Source organism: Sphingopyxis sp. MC1 (assembly GCF_000371385.1).
Classification (GTDB): Bacteria; Pseudomonadota; Alphaproteobacteria; order Sphingomonadales; family Sphingomonadaceae; genus Sphingopyxis; species Sphingopyxis terrae.
Map to the genome: position 1 here is coordinate 1 of NZ_AOUN01000003.1, position 24,211 is coordinate 24,211.

Below are 24,211 nucleotides of genomic sequence, written 5' to 3' on the forward strand. Positions count from 1 at the left end.
GCGCAGCACGGCTGCATGACCGGCCGCGGCGTGCGCACCCCCGGCGTCGGCATGGTCACCAGCCGCGTCCTCGGCTGCTTCCTCGAAGACCAGCGCAGCCGCAAGGAAGTGCTCAGCCTGATGGGCTATTGATGCGCGTCGCGATCGTCGGGGCAGGAATATCCGGGCTGGCGTGCGCCGCGGCGCTGCGTGCGGCGGGCCACGAACCCGTGCTGTTCGACAAGGCGCGCGGGGCCGGAGGGCGCATGTCGACGCGCCGCATCGACACGGATCAAGGCACCATCGCGGTCGATCAGGGCGCGACGCATTTTACTGCGCGGTCGGCAGGCTTTTCGGCGCTTGTCGGCCAGTGGGAGGCCGCCGGGCTTGCCGCCCGCTGGCCGGCGGCCGGCCGCGATGCGTGGATCGGGGTGCCGACGATGAACGCGCCGCTCAAAGCCTATGGCGCCGAGCATAGCATTCATTGGTCGACGCCGGTCACGGCGTTGACCCGAAGCCCCGCGGGTTGGACGGTACACAGCGAGACCAGGCGCTTCGCGCCTTTTGATGCCGCCGTCGTCGCCATCCCGGCAGAACAGGCCGCTCCGCTTCTGTCGCTGCACGATTTCACCATGGCCCGCGCGGCAATGGCGATCCGCTCGCACCCCATATGGTCGGCAATGTTCCTTTTCGCGCGGCCGATCGGCGCGGCGACCGATCTGATACGCGGCGACGGCCCCATCACGCTCGCGATGCGCAATGGCACGCGCCCTGGGCGCAGCTCTGCCGAATGCTGGGTGGTTCAGGCCAGCTGGGAATGGAGCGAGGCCAATCTGACGCGGCCGGCCGATCAAATCTGCCAAGCGCTGCTGGTTGACCTCGCGCGCGCGCACGACCTCATTCTCCCGCAGCCCATCCATAGCCACGCGCATCGCTGGCTGTTCGGCCAGCCGTCGGGCCGTGATCCGGTCGATCTGTGGAATCCCGCAATCGGCCTCGGTGCCTGTGGCGACTGGCTCGCGCACGGCTTTGTCGAAGCCGCGTGGGAGCGCGGCGATCGGCTGGGATGCCATATCGCTGCGTCCTTCGCCGAGCGCGGCGAGCTGACGTCCGAGATCGTCAGAGAAGCGCGATCAACAGGCTGAGCACGCCAAGCCCGGTCGACAATTGGACGCGCAAAATGATCCACGCGTCACCGCCGGGCGCGGCGCCAACGATGGCGCGATCGATCAGCGGCGAAACCAGCAGCAGAAGTCCGACCAGAATCAGCGAAGGCTGCGGCCAAGGGTCGCCGAAAAGCCACGGGGCAAAGCTCGCGAGCCCGATGAGGCTCGGCATCACCGCCGCGAGCGGAGTCCAGCGCGGCGCGTCCGCGAACAGAACGGCGAGTCCCCACCAGACGCCGCCCAGGAAAGAGAAGATAAGCACGGCATAGAGATAGCCGATGGTGAGAGCGGTCCAGCGCCAGGCCTCACCGCCGGCGAGCATGAGCGCCAGGCATGCCGCGGCAGGAAGCAGTCCGGCGAAGCCGAGACGGCGCGTAGCTGCCGACACGGTGATTGCGGTCAGGTTCATGCGCGCCGTCCAGCATGGGACGCGCGCGGCGGCAAGCTGCCCTTTGAGGCACATACCGCCCAAAGGACAGGTCGCCCGGCGCGCCATCGCGGCCTAAGCTTCGACCATCCAAGGAGATTATCTGTGCGCAGGGCAATCGTGATCGGAGCCGGAATAGGCGGGTTGGCGCTGGCCATTCGCCTCCAGTCGGCCGGCGTTGCCGTCGACCTTGTCGAAGCGCGCGACCGGCCGGGCGGCCGCGCCTATGTTTGGGAGCGCGACGGCTTCACCTTCGACGCGGGACCGACGGTCATTACCGACCCCGCCTGCCTTGCGGAGCTTTGGCGGCTCACCGGCGCCGATATGGCGGCCGATGTCACGCTCTTGCCCGTTTCTCCCTTCTACCGCCTGCAATGGCCCGACGGCAGCCATTTCGATTATGGCAATGACGAACCCGCGCTGCGCCGCGAGATTGCCGCCTTCAACCCTGCCGACGTCGCAGGCTACGAGCGCTTCTTGCGCTATTCTGAAGCGGTTCACGCCGAAGGCTATGTGAAGCTGGGCGCGGTGCCGTTTCTCGATTTCGCCTCGATGCTCAAGGCGGCGCCCGCGCTCGCCAGACAGCGCGCCTGGCGATCGGTCTATGCAACCGTCGCCTCGCATATAAAGGATGCGCGGCTGCGCGAGGCCTTTTCGTTTCATACGCTGCTCGTCGGCGGCAATCCGATGGCGACAAGCGCCATCTACGCGCTCATCCACAAGCTCGAAAAAGACGGCGGCGTCTGGTTCGCGCAAGGGGGGACCAACGCGCTCGTCGCGGGACTGGTCCGCCAGTTCGAGCGACTGGGCGGCTGCCTTCGTCTCGGCGACAAGGTGGTGCGCATTCACAGCGAAGGCCGCCGGGCCACGGGGGTGACGCTCGCGAGCGGCCATTCGCTGCGCGCCGACGCCATCGCCTCGAACGCCGACGTCATGCACAGCTATCGCGACCTGCTCGCTGGCGGGCGGGGGCGAAAGATGGCGCGACGGCTCGGCCGCAAGAAATGGTCGCCGAGCCTGTTCGTTCTGCATTTCGGGGTCGAGGGCCATTATCCCGGCGTTCCCCATCACATGATCCTGTTCGCCGAGCGCTACCGCGAACTGCTGGACGATATCTATCGCCGCGGGGTGCTTAGCGACGATTTCGCAATCTACCTCCATCACCCAAGCGCGACGGACCCCTCGCTCGCGCCGCCGGGGCGCAGCACATTTTATGCGCTCGTCCCGGCCCCCCATCTCGGCCACGCCGCGATCGACTGGAACAGCGAAGGCGAGACGCTCGCGCGCAAGGTCATCGCCAAGCTCGAAGAACGGCTGCTGCCCGATCTCTCTCAACGGATCGTCACCCGCTTCCACTATACGCCGCGCGATTTTTCGGCCGATCTGGCCGCGCATCACGGCAGCGCCTTCAGCTTGCTGCCCTCACTCACGCAAAGCGCGTGGTTCCGGACGCACAATCGCGACGACGCGATCGACAATCTCTATTTTGTCGGCGCGGGCACCCACCCCGGTGCGGGGATTCCCGGCGTCGTCGCGAGCGCCAAGGCCACCGCCGGGCTGATGCTCGATGCCGCCGCACTCGCGGTCGCGGATTGACGCCGTGGCAACCGCGATCCCCATGATGCAGGCCGACCGCGAGACGCTCGTCGATATTGCGCGCGCGCGGCTGGTGCGTGCGATCGAGGCGGTCGGCCGCGGCGACGAGGAAGCGATGCGCACGCTCTACCGGCTGACCTCGGCGAAGCTGTTCGGCATCTGCCTCAGAATCTGCGGCGAAAGGGCGCAGGCGGAAGATGTGCTGCAGAGCGCTTATCTGAAGATCTGGGAAAATGCGGCGCGTTTCGACCGGCGGCGCGCCAGCCCGATCAGTTGGCTCGCCGCGATAGCGCGAAATGCCGCGATCGACTGGCGTCGCTCGGCTGAAGCACGCGGCCTGCTGCGCCAGCAACCGATCGACGACGCGCTGAGCCTGCGCCCCGACGAAGGCGCAGGTCCGGATGCGCTGCTTGACCAGCGCGACAGCCGCGCGACCATCGACCGCTGCCTCGCGGCGCTTGATGCGCGCGCGGCCGGCTTTCTGCGGACCGCCTTTTTCGAGGGGCTCTCCTACCGCGAACTTGCGGCGCGCGAAGCGTTGCCGCTCGGCACGATCAAAAGCATTATCCGGCGCTCGCTCGTCCGCTTGCGCGCCTGCCTCGGCGATGTCTGACGGTCGTTCCGCCACCACCGACGTGCTCGCCGCGGAGCTGGTGCTCGGCCTGTTATCGCGGGATGAGCAGGCAATCGCCGCCGCCCGCCTTGCAAGCGACGCGCGCTTTGCCGCCGAGGTCGCGGCCTGGGAAGAGCATTTCGGCGCTCTTGCCTGGCAGGTCGAAGCCCATTTTCCACCGCGCGAGGTCTGGGGCCGCATCGCCGCCGCGATTGAAGCGCGGAAAGCTTCGCAGAGCCGCTGGCCGCGCGCTTCGATGGCGATGGTAGGGGCCGCCGCCCTGCTGATGCTGACCGTTCTGGTCTGGCCTTCCCCCGAGGCGCGCCGTGCACCGAACCTTGCGGTCGCGACGTTGGTCGGTCCCGATCTGGTGGTCGGAGCGCGCTATGCGGCCAAGTCGGGCCGGATGCGCGTCGAGATAGCGGGAGCACTGCCGGGGCCGGGGCGCCCGGAACTTTGGATCCTGCGCCCCGGCATGGCGCCGGTTTCGCTCGGCCAGCTTGCACCGCAAGGGCGTTCGGAAATGATCATGCCGCGCGCGCTCAGGCCGCTCGTTCAGAGCGGCAGCGAGTTCGCGATCACGATCGAGGCACCTTCGACGACGCCGCACCTCCGGCCCAGCGGACCGCCACTCGCGCGCGGCGCGATAATTTTTATCTAGCGGATGCATCCGCCCGCCGAGCCATTTCGTAGCTTCACTGCCCCTCCCCCATCCGGGGCGAAAAATTCAGGAAAGGAATGTTCGATGAAGATTTCGCACATCACTCTTGCCCTTGCCGCTGCTGCGCTCGCGACCACCGGCGCCCACGCCAAAAATCCCATGGTCGGCGGCGCCGCGATGTACGAGACGAAGAATATTGTCGAAAATGCTGCAGCCTCAGCCGATCACAAGACGCTGGTGGCGGCGGTGAAGGCTGCTGGGCTCGTCGACACGCTCGCCTCGCCAGGGCCTTTCACGGTCTTCGCGCCAACCGATGCGGCGTTTGCAAAGCTGCCCGCCGGTACGGTCGACACGCTGCTTCTCCCGGAAAACAAGGCAAAGCTTACCGGCATCCTGACGTATCACGTCGTACCCGGACGCCTGACTGCAGCCGACATTGCGGCGAAGGCGGCGGCCAACGGCGGCAAGGCCGTTCTGACGACCGTCGAGGGCGAAGCCCTTACCGTCTGGCAGAAGGACGGAAGCTGGTATGTCAGCGACGCCAAGGGCGGCAAGGCAAAGATCGGTCCCGCGGACGTTCTGCAGTCGAATGGCGTCATCCACGTCATCGACGCGGTCCTGATGCCGTGAAGCGAGGCGCCCCCCCCGCTGCGCGCCGCGCGGCGGGGGCGCTCTTTACAGTGAAGCGATGTTCAGAGGCGCAAGCCAGACCAAAGCCCGGCAAGCGTTACGCAATGAACCGCCGCGATAGCGAGATTGCTCAGGATGACAGGATTGCGCCAGTCTCGCACGATGAAGGGCGCCATCAGCTTGTAAAGTATCTGCACCGCGAGCAGTGGCGCGGCGAGCAACGGCTGGCCGAGCAACAGCAGCAGCACCGACAGGATCAGGATCGCGGCATAAATGCTTAGCAATATGCCCCGCGCCGGACTCGGCGGCCCCCATGCCGCGTCGGCCCAGCGCGCGCCGCGCGCAAGACCCAGGCAAACCGGTATGAGGACCGCGACGTTGAGCAGGAGCGAGACGTAAAGCATCGGCGTCATGGTTCAGCCTTGTGCGCGCACCGGACCGAGCAGCATCGCCCGCGCATCGCCGCGGCATCGGTAGCTCAGCCACAAGAGATAGAGTGACAGGAACAGCATCCCGCCAAAAACCGCGACGAGGCCCAGCAGAAGCGATACCGCGCTGAAATGCCCCCGCCACGCGGTCCAGAGGCCGGAGAGCAGCAGGAAGCAGAAGAAGTCGAGATTGAACTGGCCGGGCCAACTCATCGCCGCCATGTCGCCGAAAAAGACCGGCAGCAGATTCCAGCCGTGATGCGCGATGGTGACGCCGGTATAGGCGATGATGACGACCAAACAGATCGCCAGAAACAGCCGAAACAAGGTCATGCCAAATCCCCTCCCGATTCGCCCTGCGGCGATGCTTCCAGATAAAGGCAGCGCGCGAGCATCGCACAAAGGCCGATGCTGCCGGTCGCCAGGACGAAGAGGGTCCAAGGAACCACCCGCATCCCGACCGATCGCGCGCGCGGCAAGAGCAGCGACCAGGCGGCGCCGACCGCGAGCAGCAGATCGAACCAGATCTGATTGCCCCAAACGCCGGCCTGATGAAGCGGCCAGAAGCCGGCCCAGCCGCCGGTAAGCCCAGCGTAACCGCTCCAGATCGCGAAGAGCGATGACGCTGCCGCCGCCAGCAGCCAGCTACCGCGCGCTCTGGCCGGGCGCGCGATTTTGACAAAGATGAAGGCGATAAAGACCAGCGCCGCGCCAATGGGCGCAAGCTCGAACAGCTTATGGTCAGGTCCGTACATCATCAGATGCGAATCCATGTAGCAGTTGCTACATTCATATCGATCGCTAGCAGCGGGCGCAAGAGGTGAAGATGGTCAGCCGCGAAGAACAGCGTGCACGGGTCGAGGCCGCTCTGGCAGCGCATTTGCTCGACCATGGGCTCGCGCAGACGAGTTTGCGCGAGCTCGCGCGCGCGGCGGCGGTCAGCGACCGGATGCTGCTTTATTATTTCGCCGACAAGGCCGAGGTGCTGGGCTGCGCCGCGCAGCGGATCGCCGCGGACCTTGCCGGGCATATTGGCGAAGCGGTCGGCGAAGGCGAGAGGCTCTCACCGCTTGCCCTCCTCGAACGCGCCGGGGCACTCGTCACGCGCGCCGAAATCCGGCCCTATATGCGACTATGGGTTCAGATGATTGCAGCGGCGGGCCGCGGCGAAGCCCCTTTCCCCGCCATCGCCGAAGCGATGCTGGCCGGCTTCCTGGCATGGGTCGAGGCGCATCTTGCGATTGACGAGGCCGCCGATCGGCAGGCCGTCGCCGCGATGATCGTCGCGGCGGTTGACGGTCTCGCGATCATCGACATCGGCCGCGGGCCCGATCTGGCGGCGCGCGCCGCGCGCGCTATCTCCCATCTCGGTCGTCCTCGCTGATCGCGGTACGTGAAAGGCCGCCCCTTGCGGGACGGCCTTTCCATTGTCAGCCAACAGGGGCTTTGCTCAGATAAGCGGCCGCTCCATGGCGGAGGCCAAGCTCACCAGCGTTGCCGCATGCGGCATATGACAATGAGACATCAGACCACCTCCTTTCCGTTGTTGAACGATAAGGGGAATGTGGATCGTCGGCGGCTATCCGTCAAGCGCTCAACAAAAAAGCGTAACCCGAAGGCAGCCAGCGCCTTCACGCAACGCGTTTCATATCCTGACAGGTGCAGCGGTTCATAATCGGCATCCCGGCCCTTCGACGCCCCGATTTAACCAAAAAACTCCCGACCATTGATTGCGATCTGCGCAGATGGTTATGCTAGGTTCAACACCGATGAGGGAAAAGCGTGGGCGACGGCGAAGACGATTTTACATTTGCGACCGAAAAGCAGCGGGCCGTGCTCGAACTGCTCGCCAATAATCGTACCAGCAAGGAGATCGCGGGTGCACTCGCGGTCAGCGAGCCCGCGATCAACCGGCGCATCGAAGTGCTGCGTCTGCGCCTCGGCGGCATTACGCGACACCAGCTTGTGCGGCGCTATCGCAACTGGCGCGATCGCATCGCGCTGGATGCAGGGTCATCAGTGCCATGTGTAGAAAATGATGACGAATTTATACAGCTAGGCGCACGCGCTGCATTCGGGAAAGCCGGGGACGGGAGCGATGCGGACGAGACGACTGCCAGGTTCCGGGACAGCATCGCCGTTCGGGTGGATGCTCCCTGGGCCGAGGAGATGCCGCAGCCGCGCGTCGTCCCGGGGATGCTCGATGGCAGCAACGCCATGCTATCCCGCGGTGCGGCGATCGCAATCATTCTGCTCGCGATCCTTGCCAGTCTGGCGGTCGGCCTTGGCGTCGCCAGAGCGCTTGCGGATATCGTGAACGGCTGACCGATCCCCTGTCTATTGGAATGCATCGGCCGCGGGCGCCGATGCGAGGGGAAAGACAATGAAGGCAACACTCGGTTTATGGGGCGGTCTCGTCACCAGATTCGCGGCGCCGACGAGACTTCGGCGCGCCTTACAGCCGCCCAGGCGTTGACCCGTCCGCTGCGCCGCGCCACGCTGTGCCGATGGACCGGCTTCAAATAGCAAATCTGGTGATGATGCTTCTCTTCGGTGCAGCAGCACTGCGCTGGGGAGCGGCACCCGAGCGGATCTGCGTGGCGATTCTTGGCTTCGCGACCCTTGCCGACCCCGTCTATCACCTTTTGGCGGGCCATGGCGCGATCTACGGATCGGTCGACCTCGGTCACCTGACATTCGACCTCATGATGGCGGCGGGCTTCATTGCCGTCGCGCTCTGGGCGAACAGGATATATCCTTTATGGCTAGCCGCCTTCCAGCTCGTCTCGGTGATCGGGCATTTCTCGCGCGAACTGACGAGCAGCTTTCCAAAACTCGCCTACGGTCTGATGATTTATGGCCCCTTTTATATCATCTTGCCGATCCTGGGGTTCGGGATCTGGCGCCACGCGCGGCGGCGGCGGCGCCACGGGCCGTATCCGTCCTGGCGGAGCTCCTCGCCCCCTTCGCCGCCGAGCGCGCGTCCACGGCCGCCCAGCAGCTGATCACGCATTTCGGGGGTCTGGGCCGCGCCCTCGCTGCTTCGCCGCGACAGCTGTCAGGCGTTCTTGATGGTGACGAGCACCTTGCCGCCTCGATCGCCGCGGCGCGCGCCCTTGTCATGGCCGGGCTGCGCGAACAAATCGCGCGCAGCCCGGTAAAGGCCGGCGATCCACGACTGCACGACTATTTGCTGATCCAACTGAACGACGCCCCGACCGAGCGACTTCATGCGATCTTTGTCGACAGCGCCTCCGACTATATAGCTGACAAACAGATCGCCGAAGGGACGATTACGCATGTCTCCCCGTCGCTGCGGACGCTTCTCGCGCATGCCTTCGAGGCCGGAGCGCACGGGGTGATCCTCGCGCACAATCATCCGTCGGGGTCGAGCGAGCCGAGCGCTGCCGACGAGGCGTTCACCTCCAAGATGGGCGCTCTACTTGCCGCGGTCGACATCCGCTTGCACGATCATCTGATCGTCGGCGGGGGCCTTGTCCTGAGCATGCGCGCAAGGGGGCTGCTATGAGTTGGCAGCGCGAGACGCCGACCTTGCGCCTCGTCGAGTGCGACATCGACGCCCCTCTGCTCGCCTTTGCCAAAGCGCAATATGCCTTCAGGCGGCGCCGCGAGGCGATCTTCGGTCTCGACATTTTTGCCGAGCCGGCGTGGGACATGCTGCTCGATCTCTATATCCAGCGCGGCGAACGGCGCGCGGTCAGCGTGCACAGCCTGTGCATTGCCGCCGCCGTACCCGCGACGACGGCGCTGCGATGGATCGGCAAGCTTACCGAACTGGGGTTGATCGAACGCCGACGCGCCGCGAGCGATGCCCGCGTCGTTCTCCTCTCGCTGACCGAGGCGGGGCTCGAGACAATCGAGCGCTGCCTGCGCAGCGCCGTTGCCGGCGGACTGGCCGCGGGGGCGGCCACGCAAGGGCGCCAAGGCTGACAGCAGCGCGCAAGACGCCAGGCCGGAAGGGGCCGCGCGAGCCGGAAGATCGCGGGACCTCAAATTCGGGGCCGGGGAAGGCCGAAGGCTAAAACCACGCTCCCATGCACCATCCGCGCAATAAGAGGGTCATGCAGACCGGGATAAGCGACACAATTCCATGAAGAATTCGGAACGCGGAGGAAGTCTGAGAAAAGCAGTGGACACCCGACCCGGCGCCAATATCTCATTGATTTGCTTTAGAATTTTTGGATGCCCCGTGAGGATTCGAACCTCAATAGACGGAATCAGAATCCGTAGTCTTACCATTAGACGACGGGGCAATGAGGGGCGCGCAATATGATTGCGTGGGCCGTCTGTCAAGGCCGGTGCGACCGCCAGGTCGGGTTCGCGCAACAGGCGGCTTGCCCTTATCCAATTCGCCGCTAGCATCGCGCCCAGAACAGAAGAACAGAGGGGCCGCGCCCCGGCGCAGGTCCTGCACTTGGAGGTGGGCTGATGCGTCATGTCGCGATCGTCGGGTCGGGTCCGGCCGGATATTATACCGCCGAAACCTTGCAGAAGGCGGAGGATATTACCGTCGACGTGATCGATCGCCTGCCCGTTCCCTATGGGCTGATCCGCACCGGCGTCGCCCCCGATCACCAGTCGATCAAGGCGGTGTCGCGCCGGTACGAGGGCGTCGCCCTGGCGGACAATGTGCGCTTCGTCGGCCATGTGTCGGTCGGCACCGACGTCGGGATCGACGAACTGACGCAGCTCTACGACGCCGTCGTGCTCGCGACCGGGGCACCCAATGACCGGGCGCTGGGGATTCCCGGCGCCGATCTGCCCGGCGTCATCGGCAGCGCCGCCTTCGTCGGCTGGTACAATGGCCACCCCGATTTCGCCGATCTCGACCCGCCGCTCGACAGCCCCGGCGTCGCGGTGATCGGCAATGGCAATGTCGCGCTCGATGTCGCGCGCATCCTTGCCAAGACCCCCGCCGAATTCGCCGGCAGCGACATCGTCGCCCATGCGCGGGACCTGCTCGCGACGAGCAATATCCGGCACATCCACATTCTCGGCCGCCGCGGCCCGCACCAGATCGCGATGACGCCGAAGGAGCTGGGCGAGCTGGGCCATCTCGAACGCGCCAGCCCGCGCGTCGACCCCGCCGATCTGCCCGACGAGGGCGACGACGCGCTGCTCGAACCCGGCATGCGCAAGTCGGTGACGCATCTGCGGCAGTTCGCGGCGAATCCGGTAGCCAAGCCGGTGACGATCGACTTCGACTTCTTTGCCATGCCCGTCGCGATAGAGGGCGACGGGCGCGCCCAGCGCGTCATCGTCGAACGGACGCGGCTCGATGCCGATCTGCGCAGCCATGGCACCGGCGAAACCTATGCGATCGAGGCGGGCCTGGTCGTCAGCTGCATCGGTTATCAGACGCCGCCGATCCCCGGCGTGCCCTATGAACATGGTCGCGGCCGCTTCGCCAATGACGAAGGGCGGATCCTGCCCGGCCTCTATTGCGTCGGCTGGGCGCGGCGCGGGCCTTCGGGGACGATCGGCACCAACAAGCCCGACGGCGCGCGCATCGCCGACATGGTGCTGGAGGATATCGGCCGCGGTGGCGGCAAGGCGGGCCGTCACGGCCTCGACGCGCTGCTCGCGGGGCGCGGCATCGCGCCCGTTACCTTTCGCGACTGGCGCAAGATCGAGGCGGCGGAGGTCGCCGCCGCGCTCGAAGGCAACCCGCGCGAGAAATTCGTCCGCGTCGAGGCGATGATCGAAGCCATCGGGCGGTGACGATCCGCACGGCGCTGCGCTGGCTGCTCGCGCTCGCTTATGGCTACGCGGGCTACCGCCACCTCGCCACCCCCGCGCCCTTCGTGGCGATCACCCCGCCCTGGGTGCCGCAGCCGGCGCTGGTCGTCGCCGCGACGGGCATTGCCGAACTGGCGGGCGCGCTGGGGTTGCTGATCCCGGCGACGCGCAAGGCGGCGGGCTGGGGCCTTGCCCTCTATGCGCTGTGCGTGTGGCCGGCGAATTTCCATCACGCCTTCGCGCATGTCGCGATCGGCGGACAGACGCTCGGCTGGTGGTACCACGGCCCGCGCCTCGCCGCGCAGCCGCTCATCATCTGGTGGGCGCTGTGGGCGAGCGGCGCGATCGACTGGCCGTTCAACAGGAAATAGCCGCCACCTCCGCCGTCGCGGGGGGCGACGCGCAATCATTTCGCCACTGGCGTCTCGATCGGCGGCTGGCCCTTCTGGCTCGCCGCATAGGCCTCGACCGCCTTCAGCACGCGCAGCATGTTGCCGCTCGCGATCTTTTCGAGGTCGGCCTGCGAATAGCCGCGCTTCGCCAGTTCGACGAACAACGCGGGATAGCCCGACACATCCTCCATCCCGACCGGCGCCGAATCCATGCCGTCATAATCGCCGCCGAGCCCGATGTGGTCGATCCCGGCCAGCTTGCGGATATGATCGATATGGTCGGCAACCTTCGCGACATCGGTCGTCGGCGTCGGGTTCGCCTTGTCCCAGTCGGCGAGCGCCTTGTCGGCGGCAGAGGGATCGCCCGGATACATCGCCTTCAACCGCGCCTGTTCGGCGGTACGCGACAGGCCATAGGCGCGCACCTGGGGATCGAGGAAGGTCGGCAACAACACCACCATGACGATGCCGCCGTTCGCCTTGACCAGCGGCAGCACGCTGTCGGGGACGTTGCGCGGATGGTCGTTGACGCCGCGCGCGCCCGAGTGGCTGAACATCACCGGCGCCTTCGCCACGGCGAGCGCGTCCTTCATCGTCGCCTCGCTCGTGTGGCTCAGATCGACGATCATGCCGATGCGGTTCATCTCGCGCACCACCTGTTCGCCGAACGGGGTCAGCCCGTCGTGCGCGGGCGCATCGGTCGCGCTGTCGCCCCACGGGGTGTTCCGGCTGTGGGTCAGCGTCATGTACCGCGCGCCGAGATCATACATGTCGCGCAGCACCGCCAGGCTCGATCCGATCGAATGACCGCCCTCCATGCCGAGCATGCCCGCGATCTTGCCCGCCTTCATCGCCTTTTCGAGCTCGGCCGAACTGGTCGCGAGCATCAGGTCGTTCGGATAGCGCTGGACGAGACGCTTCATCACGTCGACCTGCTCCAGCGTCTGCTGCACCGCCTGCGCCTCGTTGCTGTTCGACGGGACATAGACCGACCAGAATTGCGCGCCGACATGGCCCTTGCGCAGCCGGATCAGGTCGGTGTGCATCGCAATGCGGTCGGTGGTCGCGGTGTGGCTGGTGTCGTTGAAATCGAAGCCGTTGATCATATTGTCGGCGCGCTCGCGCAGCGCCCAGGGCACGTCGTTATGCCCGTCGAAGACCGGCGCCTTCTTGAGCGCGGCCTCGGCCACTGCCTCGGGCGAGGTCTGCGCGGCGGCGGGAGACGAGACGAAGGCGAGAGCGGCAAGGCCGGCGAGCAGGATGGATTTTGTCATGGATGGCGACCTTAAGGTGCATGACGAGGAAATCGAGCCGAAATTTGTCGTCTGTACGCCACTGCAAGGTCGCGCTTCCCTTGACGTCCACGTCAACCGGGCCCAGCATCGGGGGCATGACTGCTTTTGACGACTGGCGCGCCCGTTCCCCCTATTATGACGAAACCCACGAGGCGCTGGCGCAAAGCGTCCGCCGCTTCGTCGAACGCGAGATCGCACCGCACATCGACCGCTGGGAAGCCGAGGGCGAACTGCCGCGCGCGCTGCACAAGAAGGCGGCGGAAGCGGGTATCCTTGGCCTGCGCTACCCCGAGCAATATGGCGGCCATTCGGAAGGCTTCGACAATTTCCACGGGCTGGTGCTGACCGAGGAGCTCGCCGCGGTCGGCGCGGGCGGACTCGGTGCCTCGCTGATGACGCACGGCATCGGCCTGCCGCCGATCCTCGCGCTCGGCTCGGACGAATTGAAACAGCGCGTCGCGCCGCCCGTGCTCGCGGGGGACAAGATCATCGCGCTCGGCATTACCGAAGCGGGCGGCGGCAGCGACGTCGCCAACCTCAAGACGACGGCGGTGCGCGACGGCGACGATTATCTCGTCAATGGCGGCAAGATGTTCATCACCAGCGGCATGCGCGCCGATTGGCTGACCTGCGCGGTGCGCACCGGCGGTCCTGGCGCGGGCGGTATCTCGCTGCTGCTTATCGACATGGACGCGCCCGGCGTCGAACGCACGCGGCTCGACAAGATGGGCTGGCGCTGCAGCGACACCGCGGCGATCCATTTCGCGGACGTGCGCGTCCCCGCGACAAACCTGATCGGGGCCGAAAACGGCGGCTTCATCGGCATCATGCGCAACTTCAATTCGGAACGGCTCGGCATGGCGATGGGCTGCTGCGCCTATGCCCGCGTCGCGCTCGCCGAAGCGGCCGAATGGGCGCAGAATCGCGAGACGTTCGGCAAGCCGCTCGTCGGCCACCAGTCGATCCGCATCAAACTCGCCGATATGGAACGCCAGATCGAAGCGACGCAGGCGTGGGTCGACCTCTGCGCGTGGCAGGTGAAGACCGGCAAGGACCGCCCCGCCGATTTCGCGATGCTCAAGGTACAGGCGACCCGGATGCTCGAAGCGGTCGCGCGCGAGGCGGCGCAGGTGCTGGGCGGCGCGAGCTACATCACCGGCAGCAAGGTCGAACGCATCTACCGCGAGGTCCGCGTCAACGCGATCGGCGGCGGCAGCGAGGAAATCATGCTCGATCTGGCGGGGCGGCAGCTCTTCGGCGGTCGATGAGTTCGACCGACCTCGTCCTGCTCGTCGTCGCGATCGCGACCGCGGCGGTGCTGCTGTCGCCGCCGCTGCTGCGTTCGCGCGACTGGCGCGCGACCGTCACGCCGCTCGCGTCGATCATCGGGTCGGGCTTCCTCGTCGCGGGGCCGATCCTTGGCCATGTCGCGGGCCATTATGCGGTCGCGGCGATGGCGGCGCTCTGCGCCATTTCCTATCTCTTCGGTCTTGCGGTGCGCGACAATATCAGTCGCCTCGAACCGATGCTCGCGGCCGAATCGCCGCCGGCGGTGCTGCTCTGGCTCGACCGCGCCGCCGATCTTGCGTTGATCCTCGCCTATTTCGTCTCGGTCGCTTATTATCTCGACCTGCTCGCCGATTTCGCACTCAAGGCGTTCGACGTCGTCGATCCGATGGTTGCGCACGGGATGACGACCGCGATCCTCGCGCTGCTCGGCACGCTCGGCTATTTCGGCGGTCTGCGCTGGCTCGAACATGTCGAGCTTGGCTCGGTCGGGCTCAAGCTGGCGATGATCGCCGCGCTCATCGCCGCGCTCGCCTGGGCGCTGGGGTCGGAGGTCGCGGCGGGAACGGTCGCGGTCCGTCCGCTCGCCGACCAGGCGGAGGGCTTCGATGCGGTCCGCATCCTGCTCGGCCTCATCATCCTCGTCCAGGGGTTCGAAACCTCGCGCTACCTCGGCGACAGCTACGACCGCGCGACGCGGGTGCGCACGATGCGCCATGCCCAGTGGATCGCCTTTGTCGTCTATATGCTGTTCATCGGCCTGCTGACGCCGTGGCTCGACGGGCGCCTGCCGCCCGAGGCGGCGACACCCATGTCATCGAACTGCTGCGCCCCGTCGGCAGCCTGGTCGCGCCGGCGATCATCGTCGCCGCGCTGCTGTCACAGCTTTCGGCGGCGGTCGCCGATCTCAACGGCGCCAGCGGCCTCGTCGCCGGCGCCTCGCGCCAGCGAATCCCCGTCGCTATCGGCTATGTCATCGCAGCATCAGCCTCGATCGCGGTGGTGTGGGCGGGCGACATCTTCACCGTCATCGCCTGGGCGTCCAAAGCCTTCGTTCTCTATTATGGCATCCAGTCGGCGACCGCACTCGTCGTCGAATGGGTCGACCCCGCCCCGACCCGCTGGGGCCGCATCGCCCTGCACGGCAGCGCCATCGCCATCGCGCTCGCCGTGCTGACCCTCGGCCGCGCCGCGGCAGGCTGACAAGCCGGCGGCGACGTTCTAGGATCGCGTGACGCCCCCCATCGAGGATCGAGAGATGACGCTGACCGAAACAAGCCGCTGGCCCGCCGAGGCCGAAACCCTTCTCGATGATCTTGTCGATCTGCGCCGCGCTATCCACCGCGAGCCGGAACTCGGCCTTCAGAACCCCAAGACGCTCGCCAAGATCAAGGATGCGCTCTCCGGCCTGCCGCTCGAATTTCGCGAAGGGCCGTCGACCACGGGGCTGGTCGCGATCCTGCGCGGGGGTTTGGCGGGGAACGGGGGGAATGCCCGCACCGTGCTGCTGCGCGGCGACATGGACGCGCTGCCCTTGGTCGAGGATACGGGGCTCGACTTCACCTCCGAAACCAGCGGGGCGATGCATGCCTGCGGCCATGATACACATGTCGCGATGCTTGTCGGCGCGGCGAAGCTGCTCTGCGCGGCGCGCGACCGCCTGCCCGGCACGGTGATGTTCATGTTCCAGCCCGGCGAAGAGGGGCATCATGGCGCGCGGTTTATGCTGGGTGACGGGCTGATCGATCCGCTGCCCGACGCGGCCTTCGCGCTCCACATCATGCCCAACGCGCCGCACGGCATCTTCGCGGGGCGCGCCGGGCCGCTGCTCGCTTCGTCCGACGTCCTTTCGATCACCGTCAAGGGCGCCGGCGGCCACGCCTCGATGCCGCAGGATGCGATCGACCCCATCCCCGTCGCTTGCGCGATCGTCACCGCGATCCAGACGATGGTGACGCGCCGCATCTCGGTCTTCGATCCCGCCGTCATCACCATCGCGAAGATCGCCGCGGGCACGACGAACAACATCATCCCCGAAATCGCGGACATGCAGGGCACGATCCGCACCCTGTCGCCGCATCGCCGCGCGATGGTCGCCGCCGAACTGCGGCGCCTCGTCCCTGCGATCGCCGAAGCGCATGGCTGCACCGCCGAAGTCGCAATCGAGGAAGGCTTCCCCGTCACCGTGTGCGACAGCCGCGCCGCCGCCTTCGGCCAGCGCGTCGTCGAAGAGACATTCGGCGAGGCGGCCTGGCTGACGATGGACAATCCGGTGATGGGGGCCGAGGATTTCGCCTATGTCCTCGAAAAAGTGCCCGGCGCGATGTTCTGGCTCGGCGCCAGCGAGGCGGGCAGCGACTGGCGCCAGTGCTGCGGCCTCCACTCGAACCGGATGGTGCTCGACGAAAAGGTCATGGCCCGCGGCGCCGCCCTCCACGCCGCCCTCGCCGAACGCTTTTTGAACGAGGGTTTTGCCTGACGCACCGGCGCTTTTTTGACTTCGGTCAATGCGCGGCAGGAATCGGCGCCGCATGGTGGGGGCGTTCCGGTTGACCGCTGCGATCCCTTCATCGCCGGCGGCCCTTCCGGGCCGCTCTGGCCGCTCCCGGAGGTGGGGCCTTCGGCCCCGCGCCGCATCGCGGGGTCATGGGGAGGCAGGGCGTAAGCCGGCGCGCCGTGGTGCAATATCCGCGGCGCGCTGTGCGTTTAGGGGCCTGACTTTTACGGAACGAGCACCGTGTCGCGCGCCTCGGGCAGCAGACGCGGATAATCGAGCGTATAGTGCAGCCCGCGGCTTTCCTTGCGATGCAGCGCGCTGCGCACGATCAGGTCGGCGCACTGGAGCAGGTTGCGCAGTTCGATCAGGTCGGTCGTCACGCGGAAATGGCCGTAATAATCCTCGACCTCGTGCGTCATCATGTTGATGCGGTGTTGCGCGCGCTCCAGCCTTTTGGTCGTGCGCACGATGCCGACATAATTCCACATGAAGCGGCGGATTTCGGTCCAGTTCTGCTTGATGACGACTTCCTCGTCCGAATCGGTGACGCGGCTTTCATCCCACGCGCGGATCGGCGGCGGCGGTTCGAGCTGGTTCCAGCGGGCGATGATATCCTTCGCCGCCGCCTCGCCGAAAACGAAACATTCGAGCAGCGAATTGGACGCCAGGCGGTTGGCGCCGTGCAGCCCGCTTTCGGTGCATTCGCCGGCGGCATAGAGCCCCGGCAGGTCGGTGCGGCCGTCGAGGTCGATCAGGATGCCGCCGCAGGTGTAATGCTGCGCCGGCACCACCGGGATCGGCTGCTTCGTCATGTCGATGCCCAGCGTCAGCAGCTTTTCGTGGATGTTCGGGAAATGCCCCGCGACGAAATCCGGATCCTTGTGGCTGATGTCGAGGTGGACATAGTCGAGGCCGAAGCGCTTGATCTGATCGTCGTTCGCGCGCGCCACGATGTCGCGCGGCGCCAGTTCGGCGCGCGGGTCGTAATCGGGCATGTAGCGGTGGCCGGTGACGGGATGCTTCAATATCCCGCCCTCGCCGCGCACCGCCTCGGTAATCAGGAAATTCTTGACCTCCAGATTATAAAGGCAGGTCGGGTGGAACTGCATCATTTCCATGTTGGAAACGCGCGCGCCCGCGCGCCACGCCATCGCGATGCCGTCGCCCGTCGCGCCGCGCGGCGCGGTCGAAAATTGATAGACGCGCCCCGCGCCGCCGCTGGCGAGGATCGTCGCGCGGCCGACATGCGCGTGGACCTTCCCCGTCTTTTCGTCGAGCGCATAGACGCCCCAGACATGGCCCGACCCCGAATAGCGTAGCTCATGACGTCCGGTGATCAGGTCGATGCACGCCTGTCCCGGCAGCAGCGTGATGTTCGGATGCGCCTCGGCGGTCTTGAGCAGTGCCGCCTGCACCGCCCAGCCCGTCGCATCGTCGACATGCACGATGCGGCGGTGCGAATGGCCGCCCTCGCGCGTCAGGTGCAGCGCCTCGGCTTCCTTGTTGAAGGGCACGCCCATTTCGATCAACCGCTCGATCGCGTGGGGCGCATTTTCAACGACGAACTCGACCGTCTCGCGCCGGTTGAGCCCCGCGCCCGCGATCATCGTATCGTTGATATGATTTTCGAACGTGTCGCCCGCGTCGAGTACCGCCGCGATCCCGCCCTGTGCCCAAGCGGTCGACCCGCCGGTCAGTTCGCCCTTCGCAAGCACGAGAACACGGCATTGCTCCGCAAGCGCGATCGCCGCCGTCAGCCCCGCCGCGCCGGAACCGACGATGATGACGTCGTGGGTCGCGGCCTCAGCCATTCGCCGCGCGCGTCAGATTCAGGAACACATCCTCAAGGTCGGCCTCGCGCGTCGACACGTCGACGATGCCATGCCCCATCGCATTCACCGCCGCGAGCACCTCGCCCGCATTGGTGCGATCCTTGTTGTAGCTGATCGCCAGCCCCCGTTCGCCCTCGCGCTCGACCTTGTCGAAGGCGGCGTGCGACGGCAGCACGCTGACATCGGCATCCAGCGTCACGACGACGATCTTTTCGCGCGCCATGTCGACCAGCTCGCGCGTCGGCTTGTTGGCGATCAGCTTGCCGTGGTTAATGATCGCGATCCGGTCGCACAGCTCCTCGGCTTCTTCCAGATAATGCGTCGTCAGCACCACCGTCACGCCGCGATCGTTGAGGCTTTGCACATATTCCCAAAGCTGCTGCCTCAGTTCGATATCGACCCCCGCGGTGGGTTCGTCGAGCACGATGATCGGCGGCGAATGGACCATCGCCTTGGCCACGAGCAGGCGGCGCTTCATGCCGCCCGACAGCGTGCGCGCATAGGCGTCGCGCTTGTCGCTAAGGTGCACGGCCGCCAGCAATTCGTCCGAAATGCGCTTGTCCTTCGGCACGCCATACAGGCCCGCCTGATTCTCCAGCGTCTCGAACGGCGTGAAAAAGGGATCGAAGACGATTTCCTGCGGCACGATGCCGATCGAATATTTGGCGTTGCGCGGGTCGGCGTCGATGTCGAAGCCCCAGATGCTCGCATGGCCGCTGGTCTTGTTGACCAGCCCCGCGAGGATGTTGATCAGCGTCGACTTGCCAGCGCCGTTCGGGCCGAGCAGTCCGAATATCTGCCCACGCGGCACATCGAAACTGACATTGTCGAGCGCTTGCTTGCCCCCGGCATAGATTTTGGAAACGGCGTCGATGCGGATGGCGGCTTCACTCATGGCGCCTTCCATAGCCGCGCCGGTGCGGGTGCGAAAGGGCCTCGGCGGCAAGCTTTTCTTTACCATAAGCTGTAAGCATATTTTGCGACCTGATCGCTAAGGGGGATGCGTGAGGACCAGACACATCATCGACCCGCGCGCCATGTTGCGCGGCTTCGCAGCTTGCGCGCTGCTGACGGCTCCGGCGATCGGACCGGCGGCGCATGCCCAGGCCACATCGCCGCAATCGACGACGCAGGCACAAGCCGAAGCGATCGTGCTGCGGCCGCTGTCCTTCTTCAAGGTCAACGACCTCGATTTCGGCGACATCATCGCCTCGGGCAGCGCCGGCACCGTGCGGCTTGCCCCCGACGGCACGCGCAGCCGCACCGGCGGCGCGACGCTCGCCGGCAGTTCGGGCGAGCCCGCGCGCTTCGCGGGTCTCGGCAGCTACAATCGCCAGGTCAATATCTCGCTCGGTTCGAACAGCATCTGGATCACCGGCCCCGGCCAGCGGATGCGCGTGCGCGATTTCGAGATCGGCAGCACCCCGACCGCGATCCTCTCCACCTCGCCGACGCGCTTCCGCATCACCTCGGCGCTGGGCAATTATAACTTTCCGGTCGGCGCGACGCTGGAGGTCAATGCCAATCAGGCGCCCGGCGACTACAGCGGCACCTTCACGATCACGCTGAACTATCTGTAAGCGCCGCCCGTTGCGGGCGGAGCGATCGAGACCGATTGCCCCGCCCGCACCTGCTTGCTAAAGGCGCGTCGATGACCCAGCCCGCACCCGCTCCCGAAACGATCCGCACGTCCAAGACCCGTATCGCCTGCGACGGCACGGGCGACGGGCTCGCCAACGCCGCGCTCGGCCACCCGCGCGTCTGGCTGGAGATCGATCCCGACGATGGTTTCGTCGATTGCGGCTATTGCGACCGGCGCTTCGTGCTGATCGGCGGGGTCGCCGACAAAGCTTAAAGTCGGGGCCTGACGCCCGCCTCCGCGCAAAGGTAAAGGCCTGCTTTACCAAATCCGCGCATCCTCCCTTCACGCCCCGCTGGCATAGACTGTGCCGGACAGGAGCAGAATCGTGGGGATTCAACGGACCAACTTCCGGCCGATGGCCTTGTGCCTCGCCGCCGCTGCCACGGCAGCGGCGCTGACGGGGCCGTCCGCATCGGCGACCGAGACGACCGGCACCGCGAATGCGGCGGTGGTGCGGCCGAACACGCTTATCAAGACCGACGACCTTGATTTCGGCACGATCGTCAGCGGCGCGACCGGGGGCACGGTGACGGTCAATCCGGCGACCAATGCGCGCGGCTCGGCGGGCGGCGTCACGCTCGCCGGCAGCGGCGCCCAGCGCGCGGTGTTCCAGGGTACCGGCGGTCTGCTGCTGATCACCGTCAGCGGCAGCAATTCGGCGACGCTGACCCGCGCGGGCGGCGGCGCGCCCGCAATGACCGCCACGCTGACCCGCGCGATGACGACAAGCGGCGGCGGCATCATCCTGCTCGGGTCGAGCGCGACGCTGCTGCCCAGCGGGGTACAGACCTATTATGTCGGCGGCACGCTCAGCGTCCCGGCGAACCAGCCCGCGGGCGATTACAGCGGCACCTTCACGCTGACGGTCAATTATCTCTAGCCGGTCCTAGCGCACCCTGCGCCCCGTCCAGATGACCCGGCCGACGAGCCGGATCGCCGACAGCGGCAGATCGTCCCAGCTTCGATAGTGCGGATTGTCGCTGATGACCGACACGCGCCCCGGCCCCGGCGCGCGGGCGATGCGTTTGACCATCAGCACATCGTCCATCCGCAGCACATAGATGCCGTCGCGCAGCCGGGCGGCCGCATCGCCGCCATCGACCAATATATCGTCGCCATCGCCCAGCGTCGGCGCCATCGAATCGCCTTCGACGCGAATGATGCTCAGCGCGCGCGGGTCGGCGCCCAGATCGCGCAGCCAGCGCGGATCGAAGGCGACCTCGCCTTCCACCGCTTCGCCATCGACGCTCGCGCCCGGCCCCGCCGAAGCGCCGATCGCCAGCTTGGGCACCAGCACCAGGTCGCGGCCGCGCGCGCGCGGCGTCGGCGCGGCGACGCGCAGCGCCGGGCCGCCCAGCAGCGCCTCCGACACGCCCAGATAGGCGGCGATGCGCGCCCGGTCCTGTTCGCCCAGCCGCCGCGGTGATCCGCGCTTGATATATTGCTGGATATAGGCGGGGTTGCGCCCGATGCGCGCCGAAAGCTGGGCATAATCCACCCCCTTTTCGGTCAGCAGCCGGTCGAGCATCCGGCGCGGGTCGTCGTCGATATCGGTCACGGACTGGTCCTTCCTATTTCGTCTCTAGCAATAGGATTTTTCCTAGACAAGTAGGAAAATGCCAATCAAATAGGAACTATCCTATTGAGCGAATCGCAGGCAGGGAGATGATGATGCAGGGCATTTTGCTGGAACGGATCGAGGCTTTTCTGAAAGAGGCCGATATGCCGCCGAGCGTGTTCGGCCGCGCCGCGGTCCACGACCCGCGGCTGGTGAGCGACCTGCGCGGCGGGCGGATCTGTGGCCGCGCGGTGATCTGCCGTGCGGAACATTTCATGAACAAATGGCGTGCCGACTTCCGGGCGGGCCGCGTCACGCCGATCGGCGACCGCCGCGTCGGCACCCGCGCCGGCCGCCGCGTTGGCGACCCCGCCGACAAGGGGCGCCGCGCATGATCCGCTGGTCGCCCACCGCCCCCGCGCGCCCCGCCTGCCCGCACCGCCGCATCGCGCGCCTGCTGACACGCCTGCTGCCGCCGGGAGCGCAGCTCGGCGCATCGACGATGCGCCCCTGGGCCAGCGCCAATTTCGTCGGCGCGCGCCACCTGTTTCCGCTGACGCTCCCCGCCGGAACCGCCCTCACCGACCTTTCGGCGCAGCTCGCCGCCTTCGACTGGCGGCTGGCCGGTCACATCGTCGCCGATGTCGCGGTCGAGCCGCAGCCAGGCGGCCTACAGGTCGAAATATTGAGTGTGGAGGATTAGACGCTAGGTCGCGTGGGGTTCAATGGCCGAGGCGCATCGCCACCGACGCGAGCCACGCTTCCTGCGCGGCCGCGGGCATCGGCCCGCGCGGCGCGCGCACCGCGTCGTTCATCGCGTCGAGATAAGTCAGGACGGCGGCGCGATAGCCGCCCCCGGCCTCCGCCGATTCGAGCTGGCTCGCCAGCGTTTCGACGATCGCGAAGCCATGATCGCGCGCAAGGCAACGAATGTCGTCGACCCCCTGCACGATCTGGGTCAGCGCACAATGCGGCAACGCTTCGGCAAGCGCGCCGATCTGCCCGGAAATCCGGTTTTCGATATCGGTGAAAAAATCGGCCTGGGTACGCATCATCCACCCCCTGTCCATAAAGGGAGGATGCGCGCCTTTGGTTAACGCCGGGTTAGCGGTGGGTGCGGGCGACTTCGCGCTGTTTGCAGCGATACATGTCACGGTCGGCGGCGGCGAGCACGTCCGATTCGCTCATCCCGGTCTGCAGCATCGCGACGCCGAAGCAGGCCGACAGGCGAACCTCCTGCCCGTCATAGTTGGCGGGCTCGGCGCTCAGCACCTCGGCCAGCCGTTCGATCTGCGCGCGGGCGCCCTTTTCGCTCGACTGATCGAGGATCAGCCCGAATTCGTCACCGCCGATCCGCGCCGCGACATCGGTCGACCGGATCGACGCCGACAGGCGGCCCGCGATCTGCATCAGCGCGAAGTCGCCGGCGGCGTGCCCCAGCGTGTCGTTGATCTGCTTGAGCTGATTGACGTCGATGAACACGACCGCCGCGCTTTCGGCATGGCGTTCGAAGCGCGCAAGGCGCTGGTGAATCGCGGTCAGGAAATAGCGGCGATTGAACAGCGGGGTCAGCGTATCGCGTTCGGACACGCGTTCGAGCTCCGCGACCGCGATCTTCAGGATGCGGTTCTCACGGCGCAACGCATCGCGTTCGCGGCGCATTTCGCGCAACTGGTCCTCGATGGAGTCGACGGATACGAAACCGGCCCTTTCGACCGCGATCCGCGCCCCCCCTACGCTATCCATTCCCTATCCCCGATGCGCATCCGGTGGGTCGCCGGCAGGACGCCGGCAGGATGGGCATGGCGGGCAGGTTAGCCACGACTTGATACCAAGACGTAAACGCGGTGCCATTTTGGTGACATTGCCCGCGCGCGGTCGAGTCGCTAGGGGGATGGCAGCGGCGATTCATCGCCAGGGCAGGAGGGACGGAATGGGCGACGGCGCAGCCAGCGCGAAAGCCAGCATCGGCGTAATCATGGGCAGCCAGTCGGACTGGCCGACGATGGCGCATGCGGTCCAGATCCTCGAAGAATTCGGCATCGCGCACGAGGTGCATATCGTCTCGGCGCACCGCACCCCCGACCGGCTCGTCGCCTATGCGAAAGGCGCCGCCGACCGCGGGCTCCAGGCGATCATCGCGGGCGCCGGCGGCGCCGCGCATCTGCCCGGCATGGTCGCGGCGATGACGCGCGTTCCCGTGCTCGGCGTGCCGGTCCAGTCGGCGGCGCTCAGCGGCGTCGACAGCCTCTATTCGATCGTCCAGATGCCTGGCGGCGTCCCCGTCGCGACCTTTGCGATCGGCAAGGCGGGCGCGACCAACGCGGGGCTGTTCGCCGCCGCGCTGCTCGCCAACACCGATGCGGACCTCGCCGCGCGGCTCGACGCGTGGCGCGCGAAACAGACCGACAGCGTCGCGCCGACGCCCGTGCGCGAAGGCTGACCCGC

Annotated in this window: 32 protein-coding genes and 1 tRNA gene; 22 read left to right on the top strand and 11 right to left on the bottom strand. The window is 66.7% G+C overall.

Features of this window, described 5'->3' with window-relative positions:
• Both EBMC1_RS03725 and EBMC1_RS03730 read left to right on the top strand, forming a co-directional pair.
• Positions 1–132: GTP cyclohydrolase I (locus EBMC1_RS03725; protein WP_003040857.1), on the top strand; the 132-nt coding region annotated here is incomplete at its 5' end.
• Complete coding sequence (locus tag EBMC1_RS03730) at positions 132–1,124, top strand: NAD(P)/FAD-dependent oxidoreductase (RefSeq protein ID WP_156000951.1); 993 nt, start codon at positions 132–134, stop codon at positions 1,122–1,124. The genes EBMC1_RS03725 and EBMC1_RS03730, both read left to right, overlap by 1 nt.
• Here the strand turns inward: EBMC1_RS03730 and EBMC1_RS03735 are convergent.
• Complete coding sequence (locus EBMC1_RS03735) at positions 1,099–1,554, bottom strand: DUF3429 family protein (RefSeq protein WP_156000953.1); 456 nt, start codon at positions 1,552–1,554, stop codon at positions 1,099–1,101. The genes EBMC1_RS03730 and EBMC1_RS03735 overlap by 26 nt on opposite strands.
• Positions 1,555–1,677: 123 nt before the next feature.
• Between EBMC1_RS03735 and EBMC1_RS03740 the strand changes: the two genes are divergently transcribed.
• The 4 genes from EBMC1_RS03740 to EBMC1_RS03755 all read left to right on the top strand — a co-directional run bounded on the left by EBMC1_RS03740 (position 1,678) and on the right by EBMC1_RS03755 (position 5,072).
• Positions 1,678–3,168, top strand: coding sequence for a phytoene desaturase (locus EBMC1_RS03740; protein ID WP_040589441.1), 1,491 nt, complete (start codon positions 1,678–1,680; stop codon positions 3,166–3,168).
• 4 nt (positions 3,169–3,172) lie between these two features.
• Positions 3,173–3,781 carry a sigma-70 family RNA polymerase sigma factor gene (locus EBMC1_RS03745; RefSeq protein WP_231292859.1) on the top strand — a complete coding sequence of 203 codons (609 nt, stop codon included), beginning with the start codon at positions 3,173–3,175 and terminating at the stop codon, positions 3,779–3,781.
• On the top strand, positions 3,774–4,442 hold the full coding sequence (locus tag EBMC1_RS03750; RefSeq protein WP_081611133.1) for an anti-sigma factor: 669 nt from the start codon (positions 3,774–3,776) through the stop codon (positions 4,440–4,442). The genes EBMC1_RS03745 and EBMC1_RS03750 overlap by 8 nt, the downstream gene beginning before the upstream one ends.
• 84 nt (positions 4,443–4,526) lie before the next feature.
• Positions 4,527–5,072: a fasciclin domain-containing protein gene (locus EBMC1_RS03755; RefSeq protein ID WP_003040873.1), complete on the top strand. Its 546-nt coding sequence runs from the start codon at positions 4,527–4,529 to the stop codon at positions 5,070–5,072.
• A 62-nt stretch (positions 5,073–5,134) separates the two neighbouring features.
• On the opposite strand, the gene EBMC1_RS03760 is transcribed toward EBMC1_RS03755, so the two are convergent.
• Genes EBMC1_RS03760 through EBMC1_RS03770 form a run of 3 tightly spaced genes read right to left on the bottom strand, consistent with a single transcriptional unit; the run spans position 5,135 to position 6,258 of the window.
• Positions 5,135–5,485, bottom strand: coding sequence for a hypothetical protein (locus EBMC1_RS03760; RefSeq protein ID WP_003040875.1), 351 nt, complete (start codon positions 5,483–5,485; stop codon positions 5,135–5,137).
• A 3-nt stretch (positions 5,486–5,488) separates the two neighbouring features.
• On the bottom strand, positions 5,489–5,833 hold the full coding sequence (locus tag EBMC1_RS03765; RefSeq protein WP_003040878.1) for a hypothetical protein: 345 nt from the start codon (positions 5,831–5,833) through the stop codon (positions 5,489–5,491).
• On the bottom strand, positions 5,830–6,258 hold the full coding sequence (locus EBMC1_RS03770) for a hypothetical protein (RefSeq protein ID WP_196795392.1): 429 nt from the start codon (positions 6,256–6,258) through the stop codon (positions 5,830–5,832). Before EBMC1_RS03770 ends, EBMC1_RS03765 begins: the two co-directional genes overlap by 4 nt.
• A gap of 68 nt (positions 6,259–6,326) precedes the next feature.
• On the opposite strand from EBMC1_RS03770, the gene EBMC1_RS03775 reads away from it, so the two are divergent.
• The 5 genes from EBMC1_RS03775 (at position 6,327) to EBMC1_RS03795 (ending at position 9,451) form a co-directional block, all read left to right on the top strand.
• The gene (locus tag EBMC1_RS03775; RefSeq protein WP_003040884.1) at positions 6,327–6,884 is read left to right on the top strand and encodes a TetR/AcrR family transcriptional regulator; all 558 of its coding nucleotides are present in this window, start codon (positions 6,327–6,329) and stop codon (positions 6,882–6,884) included.
• A 398-nt stretch (positions 6,885–7,282) separates the two neighbouring features.
• On the top strand, positions 7,283–7,825 hold the full coding sequence (locus EBMC1_RS03780; protein WP_003040887.1) for a hypothetical protein: 543 nt from the start codon (positions 7,283–7,285) through the stop codon (positions 7,823–7,825).
• 176 nt (positions 7,826–8,001) lie between these two features.
• Positions 8,002–8,505 carry a hypothetical protein gene (locus EBMC1_RS18630; RefSeq protein WP_040589442.1) on the top strand — a complete coding sequence of 168 codons (504 nt, stop codon included), beginning with the start codon at positions 8,002–8,004 and terminating at the stop codon, positions 8,503–8,505.
• Between the two features lie 116 nt (positions 8,506–8,621).
• Entirely contained in the window at positions 8,622–9,029 is a 408-nt protein-coding gene (locus EBMC1_RS18635; RefSeq protein ID WP_003040890.1) for a JAB domain-containing protein, read from the top strand.
• A complete protein-coding gene (locus EBMC1_RS03795; RefSeq protein ID WP_003040893.1) occupies positions 9,026–9,451 on the top strand; it encodes a winged helix DNA-binding protein in 426 nt (141 codons plus the stop codon). The genes EBMC1_RS18635 and EBMC1_RS03795 overlap by 4 nt, the downstream gene beginning before the upstream one ends.
• Before the next feature lie 249 nt (positions 9,452–9,700).
• On the opposite strand, the gene EBMC1_RS03800 is transcribed toward EBMC1_RS03795, so the two are convergent.
• A tRNA-Gln gene (locus EBMC1_RS03800) sits at positions 9,701–9,774 on the bottom strand.
• 175 nt (positions 9,775–9,949) lie between these two features.
• Here EBMC1_RS03800 and EBMC1_RS03805 point away from each other — a divergent pair.
• Both EBMC1_RS03805 and EBMC1_RS03810 read left to right on the top strand, forming a co-directional pair.
• Positions 9,950–11,242: an FAD-dependent oxidoreductase gene (locus EBMC1_RS03805; protein WP_003040895.1), complete on the top strand. Its 1,293-nt coding sequence runs from the start codon at positions 9,950–9,952 to the stop codon at positions 11,240–11,242.
• A complete protein-coding gene (locus EBMC1_RS03810) occupies positions 11,239–11,631 on the top strand; it encodes a DoxX family protein (protein ID WP_003040898.1) in 393 nt (130 codons plus the stop codon). Before EBMC1_RS03805 ends, EBMC1_RS03810 begins: the two co-directional genes overlap by 4 nt.
• A gap of 35 nt (positions 11,632–11,666) precedes the next feature.
• On the opposite strand, the gene EBMC1_RS03815 is transcribed toward EBMC1_RS03810, so the two are convergent.
• Entirely contained in the window at positions 11,667–12,926 is a 1,260-nt protein-coding gene (locus EBMC1_RS03815) for a dipeptidase (protein WP_003040901.1), read from the bottom strand.
• A gap of 116 nt (positions 12,927–13,042) precedes the next feature.
• On the opposite strand from EBMC1_RS03815, the gene EBMC1_RS03820 reads away from it, so the two are divergent.
• The 3 genes from EBMC1_RS03820 (at position 13,043) to EBMC1_RS03830 (ending at position 16,713) form a co-directional block, all read left to right on the top strand.
• Positions 13,043–14,215, top strand: coding sequence for an acyl-CoA dehydrogenase family protein (locus tag EBMC1_RS03820; protein ID WP_003040904.1), 1,173 nt, complete (start codon positions 13,043–13,045; stop codon positions 14,213–14,215).
• Positions 14,212–15,411, top strand: a complete 1,200-nt coding sequence (locus tag EBMC1_RS03825) for a hypothetical protein (protein ID WP_003040907.1) — start codon at positions 14,212–14,214, stop codon at positions 15,409–15,411. The genes EBMC1_RS03820 and EBMC1_RS03825 overlap by 4 nt, the downstream gene beginning before the upstream one ends.
• Positions 15,412–15,492: 81 nt before the next feature.
• The gene (locus tag EBMC1_RS03830) at positions 15,493–16,713 is read left to right on the top strand and encodes a M20 metallopeptidase family protein (protein WP_003040910.1); all 1,221 of its coding nucleotides are present in this window, start codon (positions 15,493–15,495) and stop codon (positions 16,711–16,713) included.
• A 242-nt stretch (positions 16,714–16,955) separates the two neighbouring features.
• On the opposite strand, the gene nadB is transcribed toward EBMC1_RS03830, so the two are convergent.
• Together nadB and EBMC1_RS03840 are read right to left on the bottom strand one after the other, a co-directional pair.
• Positions 16,956–18,542 (bottom strand): L-aspartate oxidase, encoded by a 1,587-nt coding sequence (gene nadB / locus EBMC1_RS03835; RefSeq protein ID WP_003040913.1) that lies wholly within the window; start codon positions 18,540–18,542, stop codon positions 16,956–16,958.
• A complete protein-coding gene (locus tag EBMC1_RS03840) occupies positions 18,535–19,458 on the bottom strand; it encodes an ABC transporter ATP-binding protein (protein ID WP_003040915.1) in 924 nt (307 codons plus the stop codon). Before EBMC1_RS03840 ends, nadB begins: the two co-directional genes overlap by 8 nt.
• Positions 19,459–19,567: 109 nt before the next feature.
• Between EBMC1_RS03840 and EBMC1_RS03845 the strand changes: the two genes are divergently transcribed.
• The 3 genes from EBMC1_RS03845 (at position 19,568) to EBMC1_RS03855 (ending at position 21,085) form a co-directional block, all read left to right on the top strand.
• The gene (locus EBMC1_RS03845) at positions 19,568–20,143 is read left to right on the top strand and encodes a DUF4402 domain-containing protein (protein ID WP_120649325.1); all 576 of its coding nucleotides are present in this window, start codon (positions 19,568–19,570) and stop codon (positions 20,141–20,143) included.
• 71 nt (positions 20,144–20,214) lie between these two features.
• Positions 20,215–20,418 (top strand): zinc-finger domain-containing protein, encoded by a 204-nt coding sequence (locus EBMC1_RS03850; protein WP_003040920.1) that lies wholly within the window; start codon positions 20,215–20,217, stop codon positions 20,416–20,418.
• Between the two features lie 112 nt (positions 20,419–20,530).
• Positions 20,531–21,085, top strand: a complete 555-nt coding sequence (locus EBMC1_RS03855) for a DUF4402 domain-containing protein (RefSeq protein ID WP_156000957.1) — start codon at positions 20,531–20,533, stop codon at positions 21,083–21,085.
• Positions 21,086–21,091: 6 nt separating this feature from the next.
• Here the strand turns inward: EBMC1_RS03855 and EBMC1_RS03860 are convergent, their stop codons facing one another.
• Complete coding sequence (locus EBMC1_RS03860; RefSeq protein ID WP_040589560.1) at positions 21,092–21,733, bottom strand: S24 family peptidase; 642 nt, start codon at positions 21,731–21,733, stop codon at positions 21,092–21,094.
• 137 nt (positions 21,734–21,870) lie between these two features.
• On the opposite strand from EBMC1_RS03860, the gene EBMC1_RS03865 reads away from it, so the two are divergent.
• Together EBMC1_RS03865 and EBMC1_RS03870 are read left to right on the top strand one after the other, a co-directional pair.
• Positions 21,871–22,158 (top strand): hypothetical protein, encoded by a 288-nt coding sequence (locus EBMC1_RS03865; protein ID WP_003040930.1) that lies wholly within the window; start codon positions 21,871–21,873, stop codon positions 22,156–22,158.
• On the top strand, positions 22,155–22,466 hold the full coding sequence (locus tag EBMC1_RS03870) for a hypothetical protein (RefSeq protein WP_003040934.1): 312 nt from the start codon (positions 22,155–22,157) through the stop codon (positions 22,464–22,466). The genes EBMC1_RS03865 and EBMC1_RS03870 overlap by 4 nt, the downstream gene beginning before the upstream one ends.
• Before the next feature lie 19 nt (positions 22,467–22,485).
• On the opposite strand, the gene EBMC1_RS03875 is transcribed toward EBMC1_RS03870, so the two are convergent.
• Entirely contained in the window at positions 22,486–22,818 is a 333-nt protein-coding gene (locus EBMC1_RS03875; RefSeq protein ID WP_003040937.1) for a hypothetical protein, read from the bottom strand.
• A gap of 49 nt (positions 22,819–22,867) precedes the next feature.
• A complete protein-coding gene (locus tag EBMC1_RS03880; protein ID WP_003040940.1) occupies positions 22,868–23,509 on the bottom strand; it encodes a GGDEF domain-containing protein in 642 nt (213 codons plus the stop codon).
• A gap of 187 nt (positions 23,510–23,696) precedes the next feature.
• Here EBMC1_RS03880 and purE point away from each other — a divergent pair, with 187 nt between their 5' ends.
• Positions 23,697–24,206 carry a 5-(carboxyamino)imidazole ribonucleotide mutase gene (gene purE, locus EBMC1_RS03885; RefSeq protein WP_003040942.1) on the top strand — a complete coding sequence of 170 codons (510 nt, stop codon included), beginning with the start codon at positions 23,697–23,699 and terminating at the stop codon, positions 24,204–24,206.
• Positions 24,207–24,211 lie beyond the last annotated feature (5 nt).